This window comes from Streptococcus jiangnanensis (assembly GCF_040888325.1).
Taxonomy (GTDB): domain Bacteria; phylum Bacillota; class Bacilli; order Lactobacillales; family Streptococcaceae; genus Streptococcus; species Streptococcus jiangnanensis.
This window is the reverse complement of record NZ_JBFNFF010000001.1, coordinates 255,869-282,138: the sequence shown is the minus strand read 5'-3', so window position 1 is coordinate 282,138 and position 26,270 is coordinate 255,869. Positions and strand designations below refer to the sequence as shown.

Annotated in this window: 21 protein-coding genes; 2 read left to right on the top strand and 19 right to left on the bottom strand. The window is 42.7% G+C overall.

The annotated features are described in order from the left end of the window. Positions 1-14: 14 nt before the first annotated feature. From AB2B49_RS01325 to AB2B49_RS01280, 10 genes are all read right to left on the bottom strand, one after another. The gene (locus AB2B49_RS01325) at positions 15-8,162 is read right to left on the bottom strand and encodes a YSIRK-type signal peptide-containing protein (protein WP_320691841.1); all 8,148 of its coding nucleotides are present in this window, start codon (positions 8,160-8,162) and stop codon (positions 15-17) included. A 176-nt stretch (positions 8,163-8,338) separates the two neighbouring features. Continuing rightward, positions 8,339-10,006 carry a DAK2 domain-containing protein gene (locus AB2B49_RS01320; protein WP_308697350.1) on the bottom strand — a complete coding sequence of 556 codons (1,668 nt, stop codon included), beginning with the start codon at positions 10,004-10,006 and terminating at the stop codon, positions 8,339-8,341. 2 nt (positions 10,007-10,008) lie between these two features. After that, on the bottom strand, positions 10,009-10,374 hold the full coding sequence (locus AB2B49_RS01315) for an Asp23/Gls24 family envelope stress response protein (RefSeq protein WP_000216429.1): 366 nt from the start codon (positions 10,372-10,374) through the stop codon (positions 10,009-10,011). A gap of 152 nt (positions 10,375-10,526) precedes the next feature. After that, positions 10,527-10,715 carry a 50S ribosomal protein L28 gene (gene rpmB, locus AB2B49_RS01310; protein WP_001140948.1) on the bottom strand — a complete coding sequence of 63 codons (189 nt, stop codon included), beginning with the start codon at positions 10,713-10,715 and terminating at the stop codon, positions 10,527-10,529. 107 nt (positions 10,716-10,822) lie between these two features. Next, positions 10,823-11,497: a LiaF transmembrane domain-containing protein gene (locus AB2B49_RS01305; RefSeq protein ID WP_000725755.1), complete on the bottom strand. Its 675-nt coding sequence runs from the start codon at positions 11,495-11,497 to the stop codon at positions 10,823-10,825. Between the two features lie 5 nt (positions 11,498-11,502). Further along, a complete protein-coding gene (locus AB2B49_RS01300; RefSeq protein ID WP_000776591.1) occupies positions 11,503-11,949 on the bottom strand; it encodes a LytTR family DNA-binding domain-containing protein in 447 nt (148 codons plus the stop codon). Positions 11,950-12,062: 113 nt separating this feature from the next. After that, entirely contained in the window at positions 12,063-12,566 is a 504-nt protein-coding gene (locus tag AB2B49_RS01295) for a phosphatase PAP2 family protein (protein WP_049505408.1), read from the bottom strand. A gap of 96 nt (positions 12,567-12,662) precedes the next feature. Next, on the bottom strand, positions 12,663-14,423 hold the full coding sequence (locus AB2B49_RS01290; RefSeq protein WP_049505409.1) for an ABC transporter ATP-binding protein: 1,761 nt from the start codon (positions 14,421-14,423) through the stop codon (positions 12,663-12,665). After that, complete coding sequence (locus AB2B49_RS01285; protein WP_049505410.1) at positions 14,413-16,182, bottom strand: ABC transporter ATP-binding protein; 1,770 nt, start codon at positions 16,180-16,182, stop codon at positions 14,413-14,415. Before AB2B49_RS01285 ends, AB2B49_RS01290 begins: the two co-directional genes overlap by 11 nt. Beyond that, positions 16,166-16,627, bottom strand: a complete 462-nt coding sequence (locus AB2B49_RS01280) for a MarR family winged helix-turn-helix transcriptional regulator (RefSeq protein WP_000360519.1) — start codon at positions 16,625-16,627, stop codon at positions 16,166-16,168. Before AB2B49_RS01280 ends, AB2B49_RS01285 begins: the two co-directional genes overlap by 17 nt. A gap of 193 nt (positions 16,628-16,820) precedes the next feature. Here AB2B49_RS01280 and AB2B49_RS01275 point away from each other — a divergent pair, with 193 nt between their 5' ends. Further along, positions 16,821-17,525, top strand: coding sequence for a CD20-like domain-containing protein (locus AB2B49_RS01275; RefSeq protein ID WP_320691840.1), 705 nt, complete (start codon positions 16,821-16,823; stop codon positions 17,523-17,525). A gap of 49 nt (positions 17,526-17,574) precedes the next feature. Here the strand turns inward: AB2B49_RS01275 and AB2B49_RS01270 are convergent, their stop codons facing one another. Continuing rightward, on the bottom strand, positions 17,575-18,291 hold the full coding sequence (locus tag AB2B49_RS01270; RefSeq protein WP_000532891.1) for a YebC/PmpR family DNA-binding transcriptional regulator: 717 nt from the start codon (positions 18,289-18,291) through the stop codon (positions 17,575-17,577). Positions 18,292-18,387: 96 nt separating this feature from the next. Continuing rightward, complete coding sequence (locus AB2B49_RS01265; RefSeq protein ID WP_320691839.1) at positions 18,388-19,758, bottom strand: MATE family efflux transporter; 1,371 nt, start codon at positions 19,756-19,758, stop codon at positions 18,388-18,390. Positions 19,759-19,858: 100 nt separating this feature from the next. Between AB2B49_RS01265 and AB2B49_RS01260 the strand changes: the two genes are divergently transcribed. Next, positions 19,859-20,413, top strand: a complete 555-nt coding sequence (locus AB2B49_RS01260; RefSeq protein ID WP_049505414.1) for a GNAT family N-acetyltransferase — start codon at positions 19,859-19,861, stop codon at positions 20,411-20,413. Between the two features lie 49 nt (positions 20,414-20,462). Here the strand turns inward: AB2B49_RS01260 and recA are convergent, their stop codons facing one another. From recA to ndk, 7 genes are all read right to left on the bottom strand, one after another. Then, positions 20,463-21,611, bottom strand: a complete 1,149-nt coding sequence (recA, locus tag AB2B49_RS01255) for a recombinase RecA (RefSeq protein ID WP_001085515.1) — start codon at positions 21,609-21,611, stop codon at positions 20,463-20,465. Positions 21,612-21,665: 54 nt separating this feature from the next. Then, positions 21,666-22,922, bottom strand: a complete 1,257-nt coding sequence (locus AB2B49_RS01250; protein ID WP_049505415.1) for a competence/damage-inducible protein A — start codon at positions 22,920-22,922, stop codon at positions 21,666-21,668. A gap of 71 nt (positions 22,923-22,993) precedes the next feature. Further along, complete coding sequence (gene lytR / locus AB2B49_RS01245) at positions 22,994-24,034, bottom strand: glycopolymer--peptidoglycan transferase LytR (protein ID WP_049505416.1); 1,041 nt, start codon at positions 24,032-24,034, stop codon at positions 22,994-22,996. 4 nt (positions 24,035-24,038) lie between these two features. Further along, the gene (locus AB2B49_RS01240; RefSeq protein WP_049505417.1) at positions 24,039-24,560 is read right to left on the bottom strand and encodes a GNAT family N-acetyltransferase; all 522 of its coding nucleotides are present in this window, start codon (positions 24,558-24,560) and stop codon (positions 24,039-24,041) included. Beyond that, the gene (tsaE, locus tag AB2B49_RS01235; protein ID WP_049505418.1) at positions 24,550-24,993 is read right to left on the bottom strand and encodes a tRNA (adenosine(37)-N6)-threonylcarbamoyltransferase complex ATPase subunit type 1 TsaE; all 444 of its coding nucleotides are present in this window, start codon (positions 24,991-24,993) and stop codon (positions 24,550-24,552) included. Before tsaE ends, AB2B49_RS01240 begins: the two co-directional genes overlap by 11 nt. 83 nt (positions 24,994-25,076) lie before the next feature. After that, complete coding sequence (locus AB2B49_RS01230; protein WP_049505419.1) at positions 25,077-25,700, bottom strand: hypothetical protein; 624 nt, start codon at positions 25,698-25,700, stop codon at positions 25,077-25,079. A gap of 134 nt (positions 25,701-25,834) precedes the next feature. Beyond that, on the bottom strand, positions 25,835-26,254 hold the full coding sequence (gene ndk / locus AB2B49_RS01225) for a nucleoside-diphosphate kinase (RefSeq protein ID WP_049489472.1): 420 nt from the start codon (positions 26,252-26,254) through the stop codon (positions 25,835-25,837). Positions 26,255-26,270 lie beyond the last annotated feature (16 nt).

The window sequence follows — 26,270 nt, the reverse complement described above, 5'->3', positions numbered from 1 at the left end:
GTTCTTAAAAATGATTAGTCTGATTCATCGTTTCGTTTCTTTTTACCTAGCAATCCAAGTGTCATGGCACCTGCTAGGGCTGTCAGAATTCCTAGATTTTTCAAACCATCTTCTTGACTTCCTGTATTTGGAAGTTGATTTTTTTCTACAGAGATGTTTTGGGTCAATTGATCTGGTTTCGAATCAGGTACTGAAAGTTCTTTTTTATCAGACGGCTTCACTTGCTCTGGAAGTTCTACTACTGTTGGAGTATAGAATCCTGAAATGATATTTCCATTACGGTCTTTACGGATCACTTTCACACCTTTGGCTTGTCCTACAAAGTCTGCCTCAGGGGTAAAGGTGACGGTGCCATCTGGTGAGATTACATAAGTTCCTTCACCTGGAACGACTTTTTCAGTTGTTCCATCTTCAAAGGTTGGCGGAACTGTCAGATCGACATCACCTGTAAAGTTTGGTTTACCAGTCTGAGTTTGACCTTTAAGACCTTCTGATGTCGCATCACTCACTTGTGTTTGTCCAAGGACAGTTGGTGTGTAGCGAGCAGTAACTACATTTCCATACATATCCAGACGTTTCACAACCAATCCTTTAGCTGTACCAACAAAGTCTGGTTCTGGAGTAAAGGTAATTTGACCATCTTTATCAATTGTATAGCTTCCTTCACCCGGAACAATCATAGTCGTGCTGCCATCCTCAAAGGTTGGTGGAACTGTACTATCGATATGTCTTTCAAACGTTGGTGTTGCCACTTGTGGTTGGCCTTTTGCTCCTGTAGAAGTCGTGTCATGACCAGTAGATGGATCTACAACTGTTGGGCGATAGCTTGCAGTAACTGGAGTACCATTCTTATCCTTGCGGACAATCGTTACGCCTGTTCCTTTTCCTACAAAATTAGCTTCTGGAGTGAAGGTGACGATGCCATCTAGTGAGATTGCATAAGTTCCTTCACCTGGAATCACTTTTTCAGTTGTTCCATCTTCAAATGTCGCCGCCACAGTTTCATCGATTGGAACAAGCGGATTACCACCTTCAAATGTTGGCGTACCTGTTTGAACAAGACCCTTAATGTTAACTGAAGAAGTATCTTTACCAGTTGGAGTCACCTTAGTAAACTCTGGGCTGTAAGTCGCAGTAACTGGGGTGCCATTCTTATCCACACGTTTGACTGTGACTGGAGTTGGGTTTCCAACAAACTGTTTGTCTGGCGTGAAAGTTACAGTTCCGTCTGGGGCAATCGTGTAAGTTCCTTGGCCTGGAATAGTCTTCTCTTTGCTTCCATCTTCGAAGGTTGGTTCAACTGTTTCATCGATTGGAACCAGTGGATCACCACCTTGGAAGCTTGGAGTGCCTGTTTGTGGAACACCCTGAGGACCTGTGCTGGTTGCATTAGTGCTGGTTGGAACTACTTCTTTCACCACCGCATGGTACTTGACAGTAACAGGAGTTCCGTTGACATCCACACGAGTCAATTCAAGTTCTGGTGTTTCACCCTTGAACTGTTTATCAGGAGTGAAGGTCACCTTACCGTCTGCGTCCACTTCGAACTTACCAACATTTGGCACTTCTTTCACAGTTGTACCATTGTCAAATAGTGGAGTTGAATCAGTTGGGAATTGAACTGAGTCATGGCCTGGAGTGAAGGTCACTTTACCTTCTTGGACCTGTCCTTGCAGACCTTCTGTCTTATCACCTGTACCAGTTGGTGTTACTTTCGTAAACTCTGGACTGTAGGTTGCAGTAACTGAAGTACCATTCTTATCCACACGTTTCACTGTAACTGGATCTGGGTTTCCAACAAACTGTTTGTCTGGCGTGAAAGTTACAGTTCCATTTGATGCAATCGTGTAAGTTCCTTGACCTGGAATAGACTTCTCTTTGCTTCCATCGTCGAAGATTGGCTCTACTGTTTCATCGATTGGAACCAGTGGATCACCACCTTGGAAGGTTGGAGTACCTGTTTGCGGAACACCCTGAGGGCCTGTGCTGGTTGCGTTAGTGCTGGTTGGAACTACTTCTTTCACCACCGCATGGTACTTGACAGTAACAGGAGTTCCGTTGACATCCACACGAGTCAATTCAAGTTCTGGTGTTTCACCCTTGAACTGTTTATCAGGAGTGAAGGTCACCTTACCGTCTGCGTCCACTTCGAACTTACCAACATTTAGCACTTCTTTCACGGTTGTACCATTGTCAAATAGTGGAGTTGAATCAGCTGGGAATGGAACTGAGTCATGGCCTGAAGTGAAGGTCACTTTACCTTCTTGGACTTGACCTTGCAGACCCTCTGTCTTATCACCTGAACCAGTCGGAGTTACCTTAGTAAACTCTGGACTGTAAGTCGCAGTAACTGGGGTGCCATTCTTATCTACACGTTTGACTGTGACCGGAGTTGGGTTTCCAACAAACTGCTTGTCTGGCGTGAAAGTTACAGTTCCATCTGGTGAAATCGTGTAAGTTCCTTGACCTGAAATCACTTTTTCCTTGCTTCCATCTGCGAAGATTGGCTCAACTGTTTCATCGATTGGAATCAGTGAATCACCGCCTTGGAAGCTTGGAGTACCAGTTTGTGGAAGTCCTTGAGGACCTGTGCTGTTTGCGTTAGTTCCTATTGGGGTTACCTTGGTCACTGTTGGGGTATATGTCGCAGTTACCGGGGTGCCATTCTTATCTACGCGTTTGACTGTGACTGGATCTGGTTTGCCTACAAACTGCTTGTCTGGAGTGAAGGTTACTGTTCCGTCTGGCGCAATCGTGTAAGTTCCTTGACCGGGAATAGATTTCTCTTTGCTTCCATCTGCGAAGGTTGGCTCAACTGTTTCATCGATTGGAACCAGTGGGTCGCCACCTTGGAAGGTTGGGGTGCCTGTTTGAGGAACACCCTGAGGACCTGTGCTGGTTGCGTTAGTGCTAGTTGGAACTACTTCTTTCACCACTGCTTGGTACTTGACTGTAACAGGAGTTCCATTGGCATCCACACGAGTCAATTCAAGCTCTGGTGTTTCGCCCTTGAACTGTTTATCAGGAGTGAAGGTCACCTTACCGTCTGCGTCCACTTCGAACTTACCAACATCTGGTACTTCTTTCACAGTTGTACCATTGTCAAATAGTGGAGTCGAATCAGCTGGGAATGGAACTGAGGCATGGCCTGGAGTGAAGGTCACTTTGCCTTCTTGGACCTGACCTTGAAGTCCTTCTGTCTTATCACCTGAACCTGTTGGTGTTACTTTCGTAAATTCTGGACTGTAAGTCGCAGTAACTGGAGTGCCATTCTTATCCACACGTTTCACTGTAACTGGATCTGGATTCCCTACAAACTGCTTGTCTGGTGTGAAGGTTACAGTTCCGTCTGGTGCAATCGTGTAGGTTCCTTGGCCTGGAATATTCTTTTCCTTGCTTCCATCTTCAAAGGTTGGCTCAACCGCTTCATCGATTGGAACCAGTGGATCGCCACCTTGGAAGGTTGGAGTACCCGTTTGTGGAAGTCCTTGAGGACCTGTGCTCGTTGCGCCAGTTCCTGTTGGTGTCACTTTCGTAAATTCTGGACTATAGGTCGCAGTAACTGGAGTCCCATTCTTATCTACGCGTTTGACTGTGACTGGATCTGGGTTTCCGACAAACTGCTTGTCTGGTGTGAAGGTCACTGTACCATCTGGCGCAATCGTGTAGGTTCCTTGACCTGGAATAGTCTTCTCCTTGCTTCCATCTGCGAAAGTTGGCTCTACTGTTTCATCGATTGGAACCAGTGGATCACCACCTTGGAAAGTTGGGGCGCCTGTTTGAGGAACACCTTGAGGGCCTGTGCTGGTTGCGTTAGTGCTGGTTGGAACTACTTCTTTCACCACCGCTTGGTACTTGACTGTAACAGGAGTTCCGTTGGCATCCACACGAGTCAATTCAAGTTCTGGTGTTTCCCCCTTGAATTGCTTATCTGGGGTGAAGGTTACCTTACCATCTGCATCCACTTCGAACTTACCAACATTTGGTACTTCTTTCACAGTTGTACCATTGTCAAATAGTGGGGTTGAATCAGCTGGGAATGGAACTGAATCATGGCCTGGTGTGAAGGTCACTTTACCTTCTTGGACCTGACCTTGTAGACCTTCTGTCTTATCACCTGAACCTGTTGGTGTTACTCTTTCAACAACTGGGGTGTAGGTCGTTACAGCCGACTCTCCATTTTTATCCACCACTCCAACTTGAACTGGAGTTGCCGGACCATAGAAGGTTTTCAGTGGAGTAAAGACAATTGTTTTATTTACAAGATCTAAATCGTACGTCCCTTGGTTGGCAATGGTTAGCGAAGTTACCTTTTGTCCATTCTCATCATAAAGAAAGACACTGCTTCGGACTAGTTCAACGGATTTCTTTGCTCCATTGATGGTTGTTGTACCTTTTGTAAAGTGAACCTCGCTCTCGCTTGCTCTATCGTCATCAAAGTGAATCGTTGCTGCCTGCTTCTGCCCTTGAATGCCTTTAGATTTCGCTGCACTTGCTGAAGGGACAACTGGAAGCGGAACATAATACACCACCCGATACCAGGTAAATTCCTTTTCCAACTCTTCATCTCTAGGATCATCCGCGTTCATTAAATATTCATAGAGAGCTCCTTCTCCCGACATTGTGTTTGCATCAATATCCTCTCTTGGATAATAGCCAGGAATTTCAGGAGAAATCACTTGAGACCAAGTTTGGTCTGCAGACCAGGCTGAGTATGTCACACCAGCTGTCGCATCATTTGGTTGCCGTTTCGCCAAAACCTGGTCAATTCTCTTCGTGCGAGTAAACGAATGAGTCTCAACATGTTTTGGAGGAAGGAGTGATAAATCAGAATGGTTTGTTTTTTTGAGATATTCAAAATCAACCTCGCGAGTTCCACGAACAGTTTCGGTTAGTTCTGTAATCTTGTGTCTAAACTGAAACTTGAATTGTTTTGGACTAGCCGAATCACCAAAGGTATGATCTGTAAAATCGTTACTGATCAGTTCATATCCTGCATCTTCCAATTCCTTAATTCGACGAGCAGGATCATAAGAAATTGGTCCGTTTGGTTTTCCTACAACTGTGTCTACCTGTCCTAGTTGTACTTCCTTAGACGGATCGTTTATATCCACAAAGGTAAAACTTGCAGATGACAGTTTGGTAGACATTTGGATTGAAACATTATTGGACTCAGTGTACTTGGAACTGTCATTTGCCAGTGCCGAAGAAAGATAAGCCGTAGCACCTGGGGCAGTATCTTGCCCGATAACTGCTCCATCAATAGGAAACTGAATCCTACTTCCAGCAGCAACCGGAGCAGTCGAATGCCAACGAACTGCACGAATCTCTGACCAATCCGACACTTGATCTGCTGTGAGCCATTGTGAAGCATTAATTTCTGTAGCAGTGCCCGCAGTACGACTATATTGAACTTCCCAGCCTGAAGGTGGTGTTAAAGCTTTTGTCAAACTCACTGTAAATCCAGAACCACGATTTCTGGATTCTAGCTGTTTATCAGCTTTCATCGGCAAGGATGACAAAACATAAACGTCTGAAACCGGCTGTTTAGATGCGTTTTTATAGGTCACTCTGAAATCAATCTCATCACCAGGATAGTGCTCTTGGGTATTGTAGGCAAAGTGTTGATTTGTAGCTCTCTTCACTTCAGAGTAGACACCACTCGCTTCAGAAGCCTGTACGATCACATCGAAGTCATAAGAAACTGAATTTTTCGAGGTAACTGTAATGCCGTCAAGCTCCCCCAAGTCGTAACCATTCTGAGCTTGAACGTCAGGAAGTTCCTCATCCCAGAAAGCAATCGCTTTATAGGTATAGGTCCCATTTGGAATCGTCTTGTTTTCCAACTTCAAAAGCGTTGGAGGCATAGGGGAGTCTGGAGTCCCCTTTACTTGGGCATAGTAGAGAGTTTTCCCAGTATCTTTGTAATTATAATAAACCTTAAAATTAGGGTTTCCACTAAAGTTTAATTGTGGATCAGCCAAATAAGCCAGATAGTAAACTCCCGTCAAGTTTGCGAAGTTCTGAGTAGGGGTGTCTTTACCCGCAGTCCTTGTGATAAAATCTTGCTTAAAACCAGAAGCATCTGTATGTCGATTGAAAACATCTGTTCGGGCTCGCCCAATCATTGAAATTTGCTGGACAACACGCGTCAATTCGGCTGAAGCCGTTTGAGAGAAGGAAACAGTGTTGCCAGTATTCTTAAAAGTGAAATCCGTTCTAGAATCCAACTTACTAATCGTCGAATCTTTATAGAGACTTTCCCAATTATTAAAACGTGTTTTTGTCTGGAAAAAAAATGCCGAAGTATCATTGGTTGAGGACTTCCTCATCTTGATATTTTTAAACTTGTACTCCAGTTCCTTCACATCTTGCTCTTCCGTCAATCGTAGACTACGGGTGTTACTATTAAAAGTACCTAATAACTCACCTGTAGCTTTATTGTATACTTCTACGGATGCGTCCGGTGAAGAGAAAATTTCATTCCATTGACGCTCCTCAATCACGTTTACTTCTCGATAAGACTCTCGTGAATCCTGTATTTTATGGGTGACCGTGTAGTCATTGATAGGATAATCTTTTTCAACCTCTGCGACTGATGAAAGTCGAACATTAGAACGGTATTCTGTTTCACCATAAGAACGAATTATCTCCGAGTCAGACTGATTATAGTGTCTAAACTCAAAGAGAGAAGACTCTGACTGGTCTGTTTTTTGAACAAGGAGAGTATAAGGCAGAACGACCGTATTTTGATAGCTAGTCCCATCTGCTTTTGTATAGATACCCGTCACAGTTAGGTTTTGCGCTTTTCTATTAATATCTGCTACTTTGGCATTCTTTAACTTGAAAGAAATTGGAATGAGCTTGTTTTTATTGTTATTAACATCTTGAAGCGGATTGTTAGCTCTGTTAATGGTCAGATGGTAACCCGTCGCATCGGCAGTCCATCCTAGAGCTTTGGCTTCATCTGTCAGCTCATAGCCTTCTTTTAACTCTATATTATAGGTATAGGATGTGATAGGATCAATAATATGCCCACCAACATCACTAATCCCCATACCATTGATCATACGACCATCAAAGACACCATTCCCATAGTTGAAGTAATCATTTCTTGCCGTATTATTCTTAGGATCTTTCGCACCATTAAATAGATAGTAGGATACAACAGACGAATCTTCGTCAACAATACCATCGTTATTTCGATCGTAGCCAATGACCTGATTGTTAGACATTGGTGTCAGACCCCCTACACCGTTTTCTAAGACTTTCCACGTGTGTTCAATGCTTCCAAGTTCTTTGAGGACATTGCCATTTTTGTCATAGAGCTTAGCAGTTGCGGTCACCTTATGGTCTGGCCCAATGGCTTGGACAGCACCTCCCCAGTTCTGAGTCAAAGGATCTATCTGAAAAGTATAGACGAAGTTATAGTTTGCTCCACCTCTCAGATTTGCAGGTTCTATCTTTAAATCAAGGTCTCCATTTATTTTTTCTTGGCTGAACTTTACACCACCGACTGGAGAAGGGGTCAATTTAATCGCCTTACCATTTTGGAAATGAATTTTAATATACCCACCAGAATAGTCTGCTTCATGCCCAGTAATACTAAATGTCAAGGATTCACGGACACTATCTACTGCATGGATATCCTTGATTGGCGAATGAGCTTTAAATGCAGCATTGACTTCATCTAGCGATCTCTTGCGCCTAGAAGAAGTTTTTCCGCTAGAACTGCTTTCTTCCTTGCTTTTCTGCTCAGTTGGAGTTGATTCAAGAGATTGCTTTTTCTCCTCTTCTAAAGAAGGCTGACTCGCTTCCTTCGTATTGTCAATTTGAGAAACTGGTTGGCTCTGAGCAACTGGTGCAGATACTTCTGTTTTGGACGGTTCAGTTTTATCCTTCTGGTCCTTAACTGCTTCGTTCTGTGTCACCTCTTTTTGAGGTTCAGAAATAACTTCCTGCCCATTCTCAGCACTTTTTTCCTTCTGTTGAATTTCCGCCTGCGTTTGTTGTTCCTTATTGTTGACTTGAGCTTCATCTGCTTGCACTGGTGAAGTAGCCATCACCATAAAGGTTCCTAGCAATACCGAACAGGTCCCAACACTTAACTTTCTAATTGAAAAGCGGGAAAAAGATTGATTAAAAAATTTTTTCTTCATCATTTCTCCTTTATATTCATACTTAATCTAACATAACAGCTTTATCATTATAACTTATAGTAAATAGAATTTCCAATAGAATGTTCATTTCTACATAAATTTCTTTATAACTCCGTTTGCATAGAAAAAGGAAGCTGTAAAACCAGCTTCCTTCTGTTGTTTTCATTTAATTTTCACGATTATTCCACACTGAAAAGATATGGATATACAGGTTGTTGACCTTGGTGAATCTCAACTTCAACATCTTCAAATTCTTCTGCGATTTCTTGGGCAATTTCATTGGCAAGTTCTTCGCTTCCGTCTTCTCCGACATAGAAAGTCACGATTTCACTGTCTTCGTCCAACATATGCTTCAAAGTTTCAGTCAAGGTTTGGTGCATGTCAGGATTTGACACGAGGATTTTCCCATCTACCATACCAAGATTGTCATTTTCATGAATTGCTAATCCATCGATAGTTGTATCACGAACGGCAGTTGTTACACTACCGCTGATGACATCACCAAGGGCTACAGTCATGCGTTCTTTGTTTTCTTCGATTGATTTGCTTGGATCAAAGGCAAGAAGACTGGTCAATCCTTGAGGAATTGTACGTGCTTCTACCACAACAGCTGGTTGTTCAAGCACTTCAGCCGCAGACTGAGCTGCCATAAAGATATTTTTGTTGTTTGGCAAGAAGATAATGTTGCGAGCATTGACCTGTTCAACAGCCTTGATAAAGTCTTCTGTTGAAGGGTTCATCGTCTGACCACCTTCGATGACATAATCCACACCTTGGGCACGGAAGATATCTGCTAAACCTTGACCAGCTACTACTGCGATAAGGGCATACTCTTTTGTTGCAGCAGGCTTGTTGCCTTGACTTGCTTCTTTTTCAACTTGCGCCTCGTGTTGGTTACGCATGTTGTCCACTTTTACCTTGATCAAGCTACCATATTTGAGACCTTCTTGCATGACAAGACCTGGATCTTCTGTATGGACGTGAACTTTGACGATCTCATCATCGTTGACAACAAGGAGTGAGTCGCCTAAGTCATTCAAGTAGTTACGGAATTCATCATAGTCAAAGTCCTTAGAATAAGTTGGACCTTGTTTGAGGGCTACCATGATCTCTGTACAGTAACCGAAGGTAATATCCTCAGTTGCCACATGCCCTGCTACAGACTTGTGGTGCTCTGCATTGATCATTTCACTCATGTTAGCAGGAGTCGCTACAAAGTCTTCAGAAGCACTGTATTCACCAGTAAGAGCTGAAAGGAATCCTTCGTAGATGAAGACCAAACCTTGACCACCTGAGTCTACCACACCAACTTCCTTAAGGACTGGAAGCATTTCTGGTGTCTTAGCCAAAGCTGCTTTCGCGCCTTCCAAGGCTGCACGCATGACCTCAACAGCATCATCTGTCTCCTCGGCTTTTTTCTTAGCCCCAATAGCCGCTCCACGAGAAACAGTCAAAATGGTCCCTTCAACTGGTTTCATAACCGCTTTATAAGCTACTTCGACACCGGATTGGAAGGCAAGAGCCAAGTCTTGACCTGTTAATTCATCTTTTTCCTTGATAGCCTGAGAGAAGCCACGGAAGAGCTGAGAAGTGATAACCCCTGAGTTCCCACGCGCACCCATCAAGAGACCTTTAGCAAGAATGCTCGCTACTTCTCCAACAGTAGAAGCAGGCTTGTCTGCTACTTCTTTGGCACCATTTTCAATGGTCATTCCCATGTTTGTCCCAGTATCTCCATCTGGAACTGGAAAGACGTTCAATGAATTGACATATTCTGCTTGCTTATTCAAACGAGTTGATGCAGCCTGCACCATCTCTTGGAATAAACTGGTAGTAATTTTTGACACGATTATTCTCCTACAACTTTGATATTTTGAATGTAGACATTCACAGTCTGAGCAGTAATTCCTAGTTGATTTTCTAAACTAAAACGAACACGCTCTTGAATGTTTTTTGACACTTCGCTTATCTTTACTCCGTAGCTCAATACGGTATAAACATCAACTGCAATGCTACCATCTTCGGCTGCTTTTATAACAACACCCTTAGAATAATTTTCCTTACCAAGGAGGGCTTGGAAATTGTCTTTGAGGGCATTTTTACTAGCCATACCGACCACACCAAAAATCTCAGTTGCGGCACCACCTACTATGGTTGCAATCACTTCATCAGTCAGTTCGATTTGACCATCTTTTGTATTAATCTTTACAGTCATTTTTTTTACCTCAACTAGTTGATACTCTATTTTATCATATTTCAGCCCAAGTGTAAAAGCAGAATGCTGTATCTGCGGATATTTGCTCTATTTTTCAAATGGTTTTATCCTTAGAGCAAAAGAAAAAGACCTAAGCGGTCTTTTCATTTTTATTAAACGCGTTCAACTTTACCTGATTTCAAAGCACGAGCTGAAGCCCAAACTTTTTTAGGTTTACCATCGATAAGAACCGTAACTTTTTGAAGGTTTGGTTTTACGGCACGTTTTGTTTGGTTCATCGCGTGTGAACGGTTGTTTCCTGATACAGTCTTACGACCTGTAAAGTAACATACTTTAGCCATTGTGTTTTCCTCCTATTAGATCTAATATAGCGGATGTGCTAGCACCACATACCGTACTATGTTATCACACTTTCTCTATTTTGGCAAGGAAATTCGGAGACTTTTTTTTATTTAACGTAAACAACTCCAAGTTTACCAAAAGCGACTTCTCCACGGATAATCAAGGTTTTGTTTGTTGGTGCTACAGGAGCGTCTGCCTTAGCTGCACCAAAGGATGTTTCTACTTTCAAATCGACACGCCAGTGTTGTGGAACATAGACGGTTGCATTCCCGAAAGCCACTTCAATATTTAAAGTCGCAAAATCACCTAACATCTCTGCATTATCATAGTAGATTTTAGCATCCCCAAAAGCGACTTCCACTTGGTCATCTACGAGATCTTGATCCTGTTTATAGAAGGTCCCGCTACCAAAAGCGACTTCCTTATCCGTGACGACTGTTTTTTTCCCATTGTACCACCATTTTTTTTCATTCCAGAACTTACTTGAGTGAGTAAGATAACCGACACCTAGAACTGCTAAGATACTAGCCCAAAACAAAGACTGGTTTGGAATAGGAAAAATGTTATAAAAATGATTCGCAATCATTAAGGCTACTAGAGCGGTAAAAACTGCTGATGTTAGATGACGACGAAGCAAAGCTTCAACTGATTGGTAAGCAAAAAAAACAATACCTAGTAAAGGCCATATCTTGCCATCCAAAGAAGGAATTCCAAAATTCCCTTGCAGCAAGATCCAAGCTGCTAAAACCAATAAAACAATACCAAATGCTTTCTTTTTCATCTTTTTTACCTCATGTTTCTTAGATTTTCTTTTAGGAGGGATTGGTAATGCCGTGAGACATGAACCTCCTTGTGCGTCTGATAAAAGGAAATGGTCCCCGTTCCTGAAAAGGACTTGTCCACTGAGTAAATCTGACGGATGTTTGCGATCGTTGACTTGGAAACTCGACTAAAATAGCGAGGCAAGATAGACTCCAACTCATAAAGTTTGAGACGAACTTCATAGGCTTCCTTCTGGTTATGAGCGTAGATCTTGCTCCCTTCTGTTTCAAAGAAGAGAATTTCTGACAGGTCTAGATAATATTCACCTGTCCCCTTGTAAAAAGTCAACCTCGGAGCCTTTGACTCTTGCAAAAGTCGTTGCAAGTCTGCAATTTCATCTGTCAAAGTGGGGGTCTTGATGACAATTTCAGTCTCCTCTAAATTGCCGTCAATCTCAATTCGTAACTTCATCACATCTCCTTTCTGACTCTACTATATCAAAGCTAAGTTAGGAATACAAGGGCAAAAAAGCAAGTGGTCAATTTGAAGCAGTAAGTGGTTGTAGGACTAGCTTAACTTACATGTCAGAATAGGAAGAAAAGGAAGCCCCACACCATACCACAAGCATAGCCAGCGATGACATCCTTGGGATAATGAACACCCCCTAAAACCCTCACCAAGCCCAGCAAAGCTGAAAAGAGCAAGCATGCTAAGCCAACAGGTAGACTAGCATGCAGACAGGCCATGGAAATAATGGTTGCTGAAAAGACATGGCGACTGGGCATAGACTGTCCCGAGCTATCCTTGTCAAGCAGGGGACAGATATCCCAAGTTTCATAAGGTCGCGGGTGGTTGATTTTCTTACGAAAAAGAGACAAAATCACAAAACCTGATGCAGGAATAAGCACATAAACCCCAACTTGCTGAGCCAGTCCTAGTTTCAGGTAAGTGGTGACTAGCAAAATCAGATAGACCAAGGGCATGGCGACCGTCATCAAGCGATTAAAACTGCGTAACAGAAATAGAAGGGTGGGATGGCTGGTGAGCCTGGAGCTGATATTTCGATACCATTCTTGATAATTTTTCATTAAATTTCTCATTCATTACCTTGTTTTCGTCTACAGGTGAGACGTTTGTCTTCTAGTATAGTGCAGAAAAAGAAGGCCGTCAAGCCTTCTTTTGATTTATTCTTCTGCTTCGTCTTCTGTAAATTGACTATTGTACAAGTCAGCGTAGAAGCCACCTTGTGCCATCAGTTCCTCATGGTTTCCTTGTTCAATGATATTGCCATCTTTCATGACAAGAATCAAATCGGCATTACGAATAGTTGACAAGCGGTGGGCGATGACAAAGGATGTGCGTCCCTCCATCAAACGGTCCATGGCTTTCTGAATCAACTCCTCTGTACGTGTGTCGACTGAGGATGTCGCTTCATCCAGAATTAGGAGTGGCGCATCTTTTAGCAAAGCACGAGCAATGGTCAAGAGCTGTTTTTGTCCGACAGACAAGGTCAAGGTGTCGTCCAAAACAGTATCGTAGCCATCTGGCAAGGTCATGATAAAGTGGTGGATTCCCACAGCCTTGCTGGCTTCCATCATTCGTTCATCACTGATGTCTGTCTGATTATAGATCAGGTTCTCTCGAATCGTTCCTTCAAAGAGCCAAGTGTCCTGCAAGACTATTGAAAAGGCATCGTGTACTTCTGAGCGTTTCATGTCCTTGGTATCGACACCATCGATACGGATACTTCCCTTATCTATCTCATAGAACTTCATCAAAAGATTGACAATGGTTGTCTTCCCAGCCCCAGTCGGTCCAACGATAGCAACCTTCTGACCTGCATGAGCTGTCGCAGAAAAGTCATGGATAATGGTGCGCTCTGGTGTATATCCAAAGGACACATGATCAAAGACTACTTCCCCTTTCATGTTGCTCAATTTTCTGTCCTTATGAGATTCATCCTGCATCTCTGCTTCAGCTAGAAACTCTAATACACGAGTCATGGCTGCACTCGCTTGTTGCAAGCTCGTAATCCCTTGGGCAATCTGTGACAGAGGTTGAGAGAAGGTCCGTACGTAAACCATAAAGGCTACAATAATCCCTATCGTAATATGTCCTTCTAACGCCAGCGCGGCCCCAACGATGATGACTAAGACATAACTAAAGTTTCCAACAAAGAACATGGCTGGCATCATGATACCAGAGATAAATTGAGATTTCCAGATACTGTCATGCAAGTCTTGGTTTAAACCTGCAAATCTCGCTTTGGAGGTGTCCACTGCGTTGTAGCTGGTCACTACATTATGGCCAGAGTACATCTCTTCCACATAACCATTGACGGCTGCTAGATTATTTTGTTGGGCTTTGAAATACCCCTGTGACTTGGCCATGATTACGGAAACCGCCGCAAAACCAACAAGGGTTGATACAACTGTTACCAATGCCAAAATCCAGTTCATCCCAAACATGGTCACCAAGACAGCAATCAACAAGAAACTAGCTGAAAGAACTGTCCCTAGACTTTGGTTGAGAGATTGCGCTGCTATATCCACATCATTGGTCACGCGCGAAAGGGTATCTCCTTGTGAATGACGGTCAAAATAGCCAAGTGGCAAACGATTAATCTTTTCAGCGATAGCCGTCCGCAAGCGTTTTGAAAAATGTTGGATACTCGTTGAAAAGATATAGGCCTGTGTATAGTTAAGAATGGCGCCAAATACATAGAGAATCACTAAAAAGCTAGCAATGTTTGACACAGCTACCAGGTCGATTTCTGTAGCCAAACCATCTGAAATCAAGTTAGTAATTTCTTTAATCTTAGTTGGACCATAAACGGTAATGATACTTGAAATGACTGCAGCCACAACTGCTATTAGGAGAGGGAGTTGGAGGCCTGCCATATAAGGTTTGCACTGTTTCCAGACCGAAACTTTTTTATTTTCCATGTTCCAATTCCTCCTTCGATAGTTGTGAGTAGGCAATTTCTTGGTAGACTTCGTTGGTTGCAAGAAGTTCCTTGTGGGTGCCTTGTCCCACGACTTTTCCTTGATCCAAAACTAAGATCAGGTCGGCGTCCATAATAGTAGAAATCCGTTGCGCTACGATGAGCTTGGTCATGGATTTTGTTTTCTCAGCTAGTTCTTGGCGTAGGACACGATCTGTCTTGTAGTCCAAGGCTGAGAAGGAATCATCAAAGATAAGAATCTCTGGTTTACGAGCCAAGGCACGCGCAATGGCCAAACGCTGTCTTTGACCTCCTGAGAAGTTGGTTCCACCTTGGGCCACTTCTGATTCAAGTCCTGCTTCCTTTTCCTCGATAAAGCTTTTAGACTGGGCCAATTCCAAGGCTTGCCACATAGCAGCTTCGCTTAGAGGAGTTTCTTTGCTCTTACCAAAGTCCAAGTTCCCCTTGACATCTCCAGAAAAGAGTACAGCTTTTTGTGGAATATAACCGACCTTATTGCGCAAATCTTCCAAGTCATAATCTTGCACATTGACACCATCCACTAGGATTTCTCCATCTGAAACGTCGTAAAAACGTGGCAAGAGGTTGACAAGCGTAGACTTACCTGATCCAGTCGATCCGATGAAGGCCACGGTTTGACCTGTTTCTGCTTTGAAAGTGACATGTTCCACGACTGCTTCTGAGTTTTTAGAGTAGCGGAAAGTCACATCACGGAATTCCACTTGTCCTTGAACTGAAGGATCCGCTGTCTGTGCATGACTAGGATTTTCAATAGAAGAATGCAGATCCAATACTTGATTGATACGTCCTGCCGAAACCAAGGTACGAGGAAGAACGATAAAGAGTGCTCCCATGAGAAGGAATCCCATCACGACCTGCATAGCATAGGACATGAAGACCACCATATTACTAAAGAGTGGTAGACGTTCTGTCAAACTTGCGTCGTTGATGATATAGGCACCAATCCAGTAAATGGCTAAACTTAATCCACTGGAAATCGCCATCATAATCGGGTTCATAATCGCCATCAATCGATTGACAAAGAGATTGAGACGTGTTACCTCATCGTTGGCTGCTTCAAATTTCTTATCTTGGTAATCTTCCGCATTGTATGCACGAACAACTCGAATCCCAGTCAAACTTTCACGGGTGATGCTATTGAGTTTATCTGTCAATTTTTGAATGACAGATTGTTTTGGAAAGGCTAGAGTAATGAGAACAGTGGTCATCAAGACATTGACAATGACGGCCACCACTACTGCCCAGAGCCAGTATTCCGACTTCCCAAGGATTTTTCCAATGGCCCAGATGGCCATAATCGGCCCACGAGTCACTACCTGTAAGCCCATAGTAAAGAGCATCTGAACCTGCGTAATATCATTGGTCGTTCGAGTCAAAAGACTGGGGATTGAAAAACGTTTGATTTCCGTTTGCGAAAAATCTAGAACACGATTAAAAATATCTCTTCGCAAGTGAGTCGTGTAAGACGCTGCAACACGAGAAGCAAAAAATCCAACTGTTACAGAAGACAGAAAGGCTAGGAGAGATAAGCCCATCATCTTGGTAGCAGGAGACCATAGTTGTCCTAACTCCGTACCCGGTGTTCCAATCAATTCTGTTATTTCTGAAATATAGGTCGGCACTTCTAACTCGAGATAGACCGAGAAACAAGTGAAAAGAACAGTGAGTAGAATCATCCCCCACTCTTTTCCTGTAATACGTTTAGCGAGTTTCTTCATTCTCTCCTCCTATCTTCTCAACATTTTCTTGCAATTGCCCGAGTACCTTTTCAAAGATTGCCAAGTCTGACTTTGAAACCCCCTCTAGTAGGCTCTGATCAATCCGATCAAAAAAAGCCTTAACTTCTTGCATCTGCGAACGCGATTTCTCCGTCAGGCGAACAAATTTTGCCCGCTTATCGCTCGGACTCGCTTCTAACTCAACCAAACCATTTTGCACCATACGCTTGACTAGATTACTCGCCACAGATTTGGTAATATTGAGTTCCTGCTCGATATCCTTAATCAAGATCAGTTCCTCTTCTTGTTCACAATGATCTAAAAAACGCAGAACCTGCCCTTGCGGTCCACCCATAAATTCAATGCCACATCGCTTGGCTTCTTTCTGTACCATCAGATGAACCTGGTGTCCAAAACGTTTGAACATTAACATCGGCTTGTCCATGATTGCTCCTTTCTCACGATCGAATATAGTTCTCTGGAGAACTACTTAAGTTTCCATGAGAACTATTTTATCATTTTCAGAGGAGATGTCAAGAAAAAAGTTTCCATGAGAACTATTTTAGTTTAAATTGACATTAGGCAATATTTTTTCTATAATAAGCACTAACTACTGTGGATAGAAATCCATTCACTCGATGAAGGGAGAAAACGTTCAAATGAAACCAGAAGAACAAAGAGTTTTAGGAATCTTGGCAACCATTTTTGGAGCCATCGCACTTTTAGGATCCTGGATCCCGTTTATTAACTATCTATCATTTTTCATCGCCATCGTCGCATTTATCTTGGGGATTATCGGCCTTATCGTCAACCTCAAAAAACGAAAAACAATGGCCATTATCGGAACATCCCTCGCAGTTGCTTCAGTTGTACTTTTCTTTACGACCCAGGTACTGTACGCTAATGTCTACAAAGAGTTTGTCAGGGAGTTTAACCGTTCCTATAGAGAGGCAAGTTCCTCAATGGAACGCGAAGAAGAAAGCGACTTGACAGATGATAGCGCCTATTCTATCCCAGAGGAGGAAGAAGACGATAACTTCACCTGGACCCAGGAACAGTTCGACGCCTTAATCGAAGGTGACCTTGACAACAAAGGAAAAGGTGGTACCAACTACAAGGATATTATCAAAAAACACGGACTACCAGACTCCGAGTTTGACTCCACTATCGGAGGGTACGATACGAGAAAAATCACCTATATCTCCATTGGTGACAAGATCAAGACTGTTACCTTAACTTTTGCAAAACAGGACAATGGACAGCTCTTGCTCGTCCAAAAACATGCAGTCGGTCTAGGTCTAGAAAAAAGCAAGAAACAAAACGATTCTGAAACCAGAGTCTAAGTTCAAATATCAAAAAAACGAACAGCTAGTAAAACTGTTCGTTTTTCTATTAGAATCCATCTACGTTTGTGTAGATCTTTTGTACATCTTCGTCGTCCTCAAGAACGCTGTAAAGTTTTTCAAAGGTTTCAAGGTCTTCGCCTGACAATTCCACTTCAGACTGAGGAATCATTTCCAATTCAGTCACTTGGAATTCTTCGATACCAGACTCACGAAGGGCAACGATAGCCTTGTGAAGGTCTGTTGGAGCTGTGTAAACAGTGATTGTTCCTTCTTCTGCTTCTACATCGTCCACATCCACATCTGCTTCGAGCAAAAGTTCAAAGATAGCATCCGCATCTTCACCTGCAAATACGATAACACCCTTGTTGTCAAAGAGATATGAAACCGAACCTGAAGCACCCATGTTTCCGCCGTTTTTACCAAAGGCAGCACGGACATTGGCTGCGGTACGGTTGACGTTTGAAGTCAAGGTATCCACAATCAACATAGAACCATTTGGTCCAAATCCTTCGTAACGTCCTTCTGTAAAGGTTTCGTCTGTGTTTCCTTTTGCTTTATCAATCGCTTTATCGATAACGTGTTTCGGCACTTGGGCTTGTTTCGCACGGTCGATAACGAATTTTAAAGCAGTGTTTGATTCTGGGTCTGGATCACCTTTTTTTGCTGCTACATAGATCTCTACACCAAATTTTGCATATACTTTAGAGTTAGCTCCATCTTTAGCCGTTTTCTTGGCTACGATATTGGCCCATTTACGTCCCATTAGGAATCTCCTTTTTTCACATTTTAATCTTTCTTATTATAACACAAGTTTTTTCGATTTTCACTAGAGGAAATGGATTTTATTCAGCAAATCCAGCTAGGATTGTCCTTTAACTACCAAGATTTCCTTGCCTTCTTTTATCAAGGGGTGACGGAAAAGCGAGAAGTACAGTTGGGTGGTCATGGCAACCCAGATAAGAGGTTCACAGAGGATGACTCCCCTATAGCCCGCCCAAGGGATAATCAAAACCACAAAAACGATTTTCCCGATTAGTTCTATAAAGCTAGAAACTAGAGGGAGGACTTTCTGACCCAATCCCTGCAAGCAATTGCGATAAATCAGCAAAAGGCTCAAAATCGGATAAAAGACTGAACTGATTTGCAGGTAGAGGCTACCATTTTCTACCAAGTATCCATCCGTCGAACTGGCCAAGAAGGAAACCAAGCTAGGACTGGCAAAAAAGAGGAAAATACAAATAAAACCTGCCCAGGACATGCTCAGGCGACTGCCGATTCGAAGACCTTGAACAATGCGGTCTGGTCGCTTGGCCCCGAGATTTTGAGAGGCAAAGGTCGTCATAGCAGAAGAAATAGCCGTCATCGGAAGGAGAGCAAAAGCCATAATGCGTCGAGCTGCCGTCTGGGCACTAATAATCACAGCTCCAAAGGTATTAACCGAAGATTGTAAAATCACACTACCGATAGACACAATGGAACTCATCAAACCCATGGCCAAACCTTGCTCCAAAAGATCCGCGTACAAGCTCTTGTTCCATTTGAAATGCTTAAACTGTGGCAAGAGTTCTGGAACGCTCTTGCGGATATAATAAAAGCAAAGAACCGCTGATAACCCTTGTGAGATAATGGTAGCAAGTCCCGCAGATTGAACTCCCAGTTGCAGTTGCGTAATAAAATACAAATCTAGGACCACATTAACCAAAGCAGAAAAAATCAGGAAGCCAAGAGCCGCGAGACTGTCTCCAATAGACCGCAAGAGCCCTGCAAAGAGATTATAGGCAAAGCTGACGCCTACACAGGTCACAATCATAGAAATATATTGATAGGATTGGGGAAGGATTTCTGCAGGGGTATCTAAATATTGCAAGAGTGGATATAGACCGACAAAACCCATCAGCATAACTATAATACTTAGAAGTCCTCCTAAAATCCAGGTTGCAGCAACCGCTTCCTTGATTTTGGTGAAATTACGAGCCCCATAATAGCGGGCAATGACGATCCCCATGCCATTTCCAACACCAAGCGTAAAGCCTATAATCAAGTCAAAAATGGCCGTTGTTGCTCCTACTGCTGCCAAGGATTCTTGGCCAAGAAATCGCCCAACAATCAAGACGTCAGCTGTATTATAAAGCTGTTGAAAGATATTAGACAGCAAGATGGGAAAGGCAAAGCTTAAAAGCGAAGGAAGGATTGGGCCATTGACCAAATCCACTTTTCTTTTCTTATTCATAAACCTATTATATCAGCTTTCTAGAGGAGCGACAAGGATTGCTTGAAATCAATTGCCTACCGAGAGACAATTTGCTATAATCAAGAAAAGGAGGTCATTTATGAGTTTGACCAGTCAATTAATAACCGATGCATTTCCGCATCTTGAAAAAGTTGAAAAATTAAATACTGAAGCCTTCCCCGAAGAGGAACGCGTGCCTTTATCCGAATTTTTACGCTACCAGAACCGAGATGACGCCCACTTCTTTGCCTTTTATAACCAAGAAGAGTTTGTTGGTTTTGCTTTTGCCATCTCCAATCAAAAAGCCTTTTATATCAGCTTTTTTGCCATCATGCCCCACCTGAGAAGCCATGGGTACGGAAAGGAAATTATCGAAAAGCTGATTGAGTTTTACCAGCGAACCATGTTGCTTGAAGTCGAGCGATTAGATGAAGAATGCGATAACTTGGAGCAAAGGAAGGCTAGAATGGACTTCTATCGACAAAATAGCTTTAAAACAGCCAACGCTTTCCTTGAGTACGATGGTTTGAGTTTTGAAATCCTCTATCGTGGCGATCACTTTGACGAAGAAGCCTATCGTGACATCTTCCAGAAGTTGCAAGATGAACATTACTTTGACTTTCATATCGAATACAGACGCTTTAGTGATCATTAGTTCGTTTGAGTTAGATAAAAAAGTAGCAGATTTTCTGCTACTTTTATTTTTATTCTTCAATTTCAATTCCAAGATCATCGCCAAGGTCAAGTGTTACTTCTTGGTTAGAAGTCGCCTCCGCTACTGGACTATGATCAGAAGCTTCTTCATCTTCAATCAAGCCATATTGAACACGGACTTGGTGGTCAATGGCATCAAAAATTTCCGGATGATCTGCCAAGTATTTCTTAGCATTTTCAGATCCTTGTCCGATTTTTTCACCCTTGTAAGAGTACCATGCTCCCGCTTTTTGGATAATATCGAGATCACTTGCGATCTTCAAGAGCTCACCAGTCTTAGAAATCCCTTCTCCGTACATGATTTCAACAAAGGCTTCCTTAAATGGTGGAGCTACCTTGTTTTTCACGACCTTGATCTTAGTTTCCTTACCGACATTGGTATCTTTTTGGTCACCAGTTCCCTTGATTTGCGTGCTTCCACGAACATCCAAACGGACTGAAGCGTAGAATTTCAAAGCACGTCCACCAGGAGTTGTTTCAGGATTTCCAAACATGACCCCAACTTTTTCACGCAATTGGTTGATAAAGATAGCAATTGTTTTGGTCTTATTGATTGAAGCACCAAGTTTACGCATGGCCTGACTCATCATACGAGCCTGCAAACCAACGTGGCTGTCTCCAATGTCCCCATCGATTTCTGCACGAGGCACAAGGGCCGCAACTGAGTCGATAACGACTAGGTCAACTGCACCTGAGTCAATCAATTTCCCTGCAATTTCAAGACCTTGCTCACCTGAGTCTGGTTGTGATAAGAGCAATTCGTCAATATTCACACCAAGGGCTGCTGCATAGGCTGGATCAAGGGCATGTTCCGCGTCGATAAAGGCAGCGATACCGCCTTCTTTTTGAGCTTGCGCAACAGCGTGAAGGGCAACTGTTGTTTTACCAGATGATTCTGGTCCATAGATTTCGATGATACGTCCCTTAGGATAACCACCTGAACCAAGAGCAATGTCTAGAGCCAAGGAGCCTGAGCTCATCACTTGAACTTTTTGCTCTGCACGCTCCCCCAAACGCATGATTGAGCCTTTACCGAAATCTTTCTCAATCAATTTAAGCGCATCGTTCAAGGCTTTTTCACGATCAGCTCCAAATTTTTTTCCGATTTCATCTAATTTTTTTGTTGGTTTTTTCGCCATTTTGTTCTCCTATATTCTACTGGTCCTTAGACCTATCTTTTATTATACCAAAATTTAGTCACTTAATAAAGCCTTGCGAACTAGGTTAAAGGCATGCATTACCGCAATATGACGAACATCTGCACGGCTCCGTCCTGCGATATTCGCCTTGATAACTTCTGTTCCTTTTGCATGTGCCAAGCCGATAAAGACGGTTCCAGCTGGATGCCCCTCTATGCTATCTGGTCCTGCCACACCCGTCAAACTAACTCCGTAGTCAGACTGAGTCTTGAACCGTGCCTGCTCTGCCATTTTTCGAGCGGTAAACTCTGAAACGACCCCGTGTTCTTTCAGTTCTTGCTCGGAAATATCCAGCATCTTGGACTTTTCCTCTAGGCTGTAGGTGACAAACCCTCCATTAAAGACAGCTGAAACACCTGAAAAGTCTGCTAAAGTAGCCTGAAAGAGGCCTGCCGTCAAACTCTCTGCTGCAGTAATGCTTTTCTGTCTCTTCTTAAGTTCTTCTACAACGACACTTGCTAGGCTGGTTTCTTCTCCATATCCATAACAGATATCTCTCAGTGAATGTCCCTCGAAAGTCTGGCGATTCAAAATTTGGTTCTCCAAGATGTCCAAGGCTTGATCAGCCTTTTCTTGACTGACTGCTTTTGTAGACAAGCGCAAGGTCACCTCTCCCGTTTTGGCATAAGGAGCCAAGGTCGGATCCGTTTGCTGGTCAATCAAGTCCGCCAAAATAGTCACCAACTGGCTCTCCCCAATCCCAAAGAAACGAAGCACTCGTGAATAGAGCTTAGCACCAGTCATTAACTTGGGTAAGAGTTGGTTTAAGACCATGGGTTTCAATTCATTAGGTGGTCCTGGGAGGACCACGTAGGTCACACCATCCACTTCTGACACCCCTCCTACTGCTAAGCCTGTCTCATTTGGCAATGGAGTTGCCCCTTCCACAATTTGGGCTTGGCGCTCATTATTCGGTGTACGAGCATAGTCAGGTCTATGAGCAAAGAAAATATCCAATTTCTCTTGTGCTTGAGGATCAAACACTAGATTTTTTCCCAAAAATTTTGCCAACGTTTGTTTGGTCAAATCATCCTCAGTTGGTCCCAAGCCTCCTGTCAAAATGACTAAACTGCTACGCAAACTCGCAATCTCAAGCAAGGACAAAAGACGAGCTTCATTATCCCCAACAGCTGTTTGGAAGTAGACGTCTACCCCGATTTCGGCTAGTTTCTCTGATAAAAACTGAGCATTGGTATTGACAATCTGCCCTGTCAAAATTTCCGTTCCTACAGCAATAATTTCTGCTTTCATTTTTCCTCCTACCTATCTATTCGGATTCTTTTTGAAAAAATCGCAGGAAGTTTCCTACGATTTAATCTTTTTTATTCTGTTTCTTCGCTTGAAGCACTAGTACTTGATGAAGGTGCAGGTCGACCAAATGCCGTCTCGTAAAGAACAACATTGGTTTCCAACTCAGTCACTTCCTCTTTACCTAGTGAACGACGTAAAAGATTTTGCATTTCGAGCATATGTTCTGAGGTAACGATTTGATAAGAAATCCCCTGCAACTCAGCATCTTCCCCACGCAATTGATGCGTTTCAATATTCTTGAAGGAATCTTGATAGCCGAGCAATTGTGGAATGCTCTTGGCTGAAAGATCGACGTTGGTCTGCATATTGTTGCTCAAAGCTTTGAGAATGCCTTGATAGTGGCTCACACTGTTTAGGCTCAAAACCTTCTCAACGATCTTTTGAATAACTTCCCGTTGACGTTTTTGACGACCATAGTCTCCTTCTGGGTCTTGGTAACGCATCCGTGAATACACCAGGGCTTCCTCACCATTCAAGGTTTGTTCTCCAACACCAATGGAAATCTTATTAAACTCTTCTTGGTCAGCAATCGAAATCGGGAAACCAAGTGTATTGTTGACGGTGATTCCCCCAACTGCATCCACTAATTGTTGAAGACCTTGCATATTGACCATGACATAGCGGTCTATATGGATATTCATCATCTTTTGAATAGTAGAAATCGCCAGTTCCGCACCGCCATTGGCATAGGCAGCATTGAGTTTGGCTTCCTGAACTTGGCCGTCTCCAAGGTCAATCTTGGTTAAAATATCCCGTTCCAAACTCATCATAGTGGTTTTCTTGGTCTTCGGATTAACGGTCAGGAGAATCATGGAATCACTATTCCCCACCCATGGATCTGTACGTTCCACATTTCCCGTATCTACCCCCATCAAGAGGATGGTCAGAGGCTCAGTCGCCTCGATAACATTGGTTTCTTCACCAATCTTTTTATAAGTCTTTTCACTCAAGGTTGCTGTTCCTTGTTGGAAAATGGTGTAACCATAAACCGCTACACCTACAACTGTTACTGCTAGAAAGGCTAGCACCATTCCAATTAATTTTTTGATCATCTCGTTATTCATCTATCAGTCTGCCCATAAGGCAAACATCTAAAAATGTCCCTTCTGCTAAATAGGCTCCTCTTTCTTGCAAGCCTTCTGTGATAAATCCCATTTTTGAATAGAGGTGGATAGCGGCCTCATTTCGTTTTTGCACACTAAGTTGTAAGCGACGCAAAACAGCACTGGCTTTAGCCCACTCAATACCTTCTTCTAGAAGTATGGTAGCCAAACCTTGGTTCCAAAATTTCTTTTGAATCGCCAAAAAAACATCTCCAATATGCCGAACCCTTACACGCTGATCAGCAGTGATATTCAAAACACCTGCAATCTCATTATTCAGTAAGGCGAGAAGAGTAATTTGATTTTCTGAAGAAGCTTGTTTTTCGATAAAAAGAGCCATTTCAGACGCAGTCATCCCTATGCCATGTTCATCCAAGCTAGTGTAGTCTGTCTCTCGACCGACTTGATTTAAAAATGCAACCAAAGCTGAAGCATCTTGGATCTCAGCCTCACGAATACACAACTCATACTCCATCTTGAAGCTCCTTGATGAGTTGTTCAGCCCGAGAACCATGAGCTATAAATTGAAGGCAACGGCCATCGGCTTCTTTCAAAATTTCCAACTCCAAGTAGGAATCTGGTAAATCCTCACCCAAAAGATGCCCCCACTCGATAACAGTCACACCACCACCAAAGAGAAACTCATCCAAGTCAATAGAATCAGCATCACCTTCGATACGGTAGACATCCAAGTGGTAAAGTGGCAAACGCCCTTCGTACTCTCTGACAATGGTATAGGTCGGACTTTTAATCATCTGACGGATATCCAAGCCCTTGGCAAGGCCCTTTGTAAAGGTTGTTTTACCCGCACCCAACTCTCCAGTCAAGATTAGAACATCGTCTTTTTGGAGTAAATGGCCTAATCTTTCTCCGAGAGCTAGAAGCTCTTCTTCATTTTTTGTGTGCATGCTACTATTATACCAAAAAGTTTTCTTTTGTGTGAATTTTCTTTATGGACTTACTATAACAATTTTGAAAAATTCTCCTCCACTTAAAAGAATACAACTATTGAAAAAACAAACAGGATATCCCGAATCAGGTGTCCATAAAAGGAGATTTCCCTTTGGATACATTTGGGAAAAAGGAAACGTGCACATAGAAAACCGACACTGATATAAAGGAGAATCGAGGAAATCACTAAGGGATTCCTCAAGAAAACCATCGTAGCTAGAACGGAAATGACGACTGTTTTCTTTTTATTTAGGTGATTTTCTATATCGCGAAAAATTTTATCAAAAGGTAAGAAAATCAATAGATCTACTCCTAGCAAGAAAAAGAAGGAGGGTAAAAAGAGGTCAACCAATTCCTGCTGCAATTTGCTAGTGGTTTGGATGCTTTCTGAGAGAACCAGACAGGTTGCCAGAAGATTGACTACTAAAAGGAGGCAATAAACAAGACTCACTTTCTTTTGAACATGCAAAATACTATGTCTAGACTGGTCTGCTGTATGGAAATAATTTATCCCAGCGCACAAAACAGAAATTCCTACTATCAAAATCAAAAAATAAGCATTGGTCTGTTTTAAAGATAAAAAGGATTCTTTCCATAATAGGCAACTACTAAAACTAATCTGGATGACTGCAATCAACAACAATAGGCGAATTGATTTTACCATTTCTTCTCCCTCCCTATATGGGATTATACCTTGTGAGGAGTTTGAAATGATAGTTTCCGCCTCAAGTGTCCATTTTTTGTGCTCAACTGACCAAAAAACAGCTCTGTTGTGCACAGAACTGTTCTTTTACCAGTCTAATCCTTAAACCAGAGAGCAATTTCACGTTTTGCAGAAGCTTCCGAATCGGAGCCGTGAACTACATTTTGAATGGCTTGATTGTCTCCTGCAGCCTTGGCAAAATCTCCTCGGATAGTTCCTGGCAGAGCTTCTTCTGGACGAGTAGCCCCCATCATGGTTCGCCAAGTTTCAATCACTTTCGGACCTGATAGAATGCCCACCACTACTGGTCCTGAAGTCATAAACTGACGGATAGGAGGATAAAAACTTTTTTCAACCAAGTCTTGATAGTGCTGGTCAATCAAATCTTCTGAAACTGCTGAACGCAACTCTAATTTTTCGATTTTGAAACCACGCTCCTCAATTCTTTTCAGAACCTGACCAACCAGCCCTCTTTTCACACCATCTGGCTTAATGATAAAGAATGTTTGTTCCATACGGACACCTCCTTGG